Genomic DNA, 1,553 nt, shown 5'->3' with positions numbered 1-1,553 from the left:
CGCAGCGGCGCGCCCCGCGCCGACCGCGCGAAGTCCCTCCCCGACCCCCGCACCATCCCCGCCGTCCGCTCCTACGAGCGCGCCGGGGGCACCGGCTGGCGGCCCGCCGACCGCGCCCGCGTCGTCGCCGAGGACGCCGGGCTGACCGACGAGGCCATGCGCCTCGCCGCCGAACTCGGCATGCGCTACGCGGACGACGACAGCGACAGCGACGGCACCGACGACGGCGGCAGCGACAGCGACAGCGGGGACGGCACGGCGCTCGGGCAGGTCCCGGGCGACGTCCGCCTCCGCCTCGAACCCCGCCGCGCCGGCGGCCCCGAGGCATACCGCATCGACGTCGCCGACGGCCGCGCCACCGTCACGGCCGCCACCGGCACCGGCGTCTTCTACGGCACCCGCACACTCCTCCAGGCCGCCCGCGCCGACGGCGGCGTGCCGCCCGGCCGCATCGAGGACCGCCCCGACCGCCCGCAGCGCGGGTTCATGGTCGACATCGCCCGCAAGCACTTCAGCGCCGCGTGGCTGTCCGACCGCCTCCGGGAGATGGCCGACCTCAAGTTCAACCAGCTCCACCTCCACCTCTCCGACGACCAGGCGTTCCGGGTCGAGAGCGACAGCCACCCCGAGGTGGTCTCCACGCCGCACCTCACCAAGGCCGAGGTACGGGACATCATCGAACTCGCCGCCGACCTGCACATCACGGTCATCCCCGAGATCGACTCCCCCGGCCACCTCGGCGCCGTCCTCGACGCCCACCCGGACCTCCAGCTGAAGACCCCCGAAGGCACCCCGGTGGAGGGCGCGATCGACATCTCCGAGCCCCGCGCGGGCCGGCTCGTGGACGACCTGCTGACGGAGTACGCGCGGCTCTTCCCCGGCCCGTACATGCACATCGGCGGCGACGAGTACGTCGCGCTGATGGCGAGCGACCCCGAGGCCCGCTACCCGCACCTGGCCGCCGCCGCCCGCGACCGCCACGGCGCGGGCGCGGCCGTCGCGGACCTCACCGCCGACTGGCTCAACGAGCGGGCGGACACGGTCAAGGAGGAGGGCAAGAAGGTCAAGGCGTGGAACGACGGCTTCATCCCGGGCGCGAAGGTCGGTCCCGACCGGGACCGGGAGGTCGAGTACTGGACGGGCAAGGAGGCGTTCGCGCGCGACCCGCAGGCGTTCCTGGAGGACGGCCGCCGGCTGGTCAACCTCAACGACGAGTACCTGTACTACGTCCTGGGCGAGCCCAACGACTTCACGTACCCCACGGGCGAGCGGATCTACGAGGAGTGGACCCCCGCGGTGCTGCGCGGCACCCGGCCGGTGCCGAAGCGGCTGGCGGGCCCGGAGAAGGTGCTGGGCGCCCGCTTCGCGGTGTGGGGGGACCTGGCCGGTGCCCAGACACCGGGGCAGGTGGCGAAGGGCGTCAGGCTGCCGCTGGCGGCGCTGGCGCAGAAGGTGTGGGACCCGCGCGAGCCGCGCCTGGAGTGGGGGGAGTTCGCGGACCTGGCGGGGACGGTGAGGGGCGCGGGCTGAGGGCGTACGGGGACGGCCGGGGG

1 protein-coding gene is annotated in these 1,553 nt (G+C 75.0%); it reads left to right on the top strand.

Annotated features, from left to right (window positions below; all coding sequences use genetic code 11):
• Positions 1-1,530 (top strand): beta-N-acetylhexosaminidase (locus tag H5J30_RS32405; RefSeq protein ID WP_181791217.1); only part of this gene is annotated, 1,530 nt, incomplete at its 5' end.
• Positions 1,531-1,553: the final 23 nt, after the last annotated feature.

The sequence above is a fragment of the Streptomyces phytophilus genome, from assembly GCF_013870535.1.
Taxonomy (GTDB): domain Bacteria; phylum Actinomycetota; class Actinomycetes; order Streptomycetales; family Streptomycetaceae; genus Streptomyces; species Streptomyces phytophilus.
The sequence above is the reverse complement of the archived record's forward strand: the minus strand, read 5'-3'. Positions and strand labels throughout refer to the sequence as shown.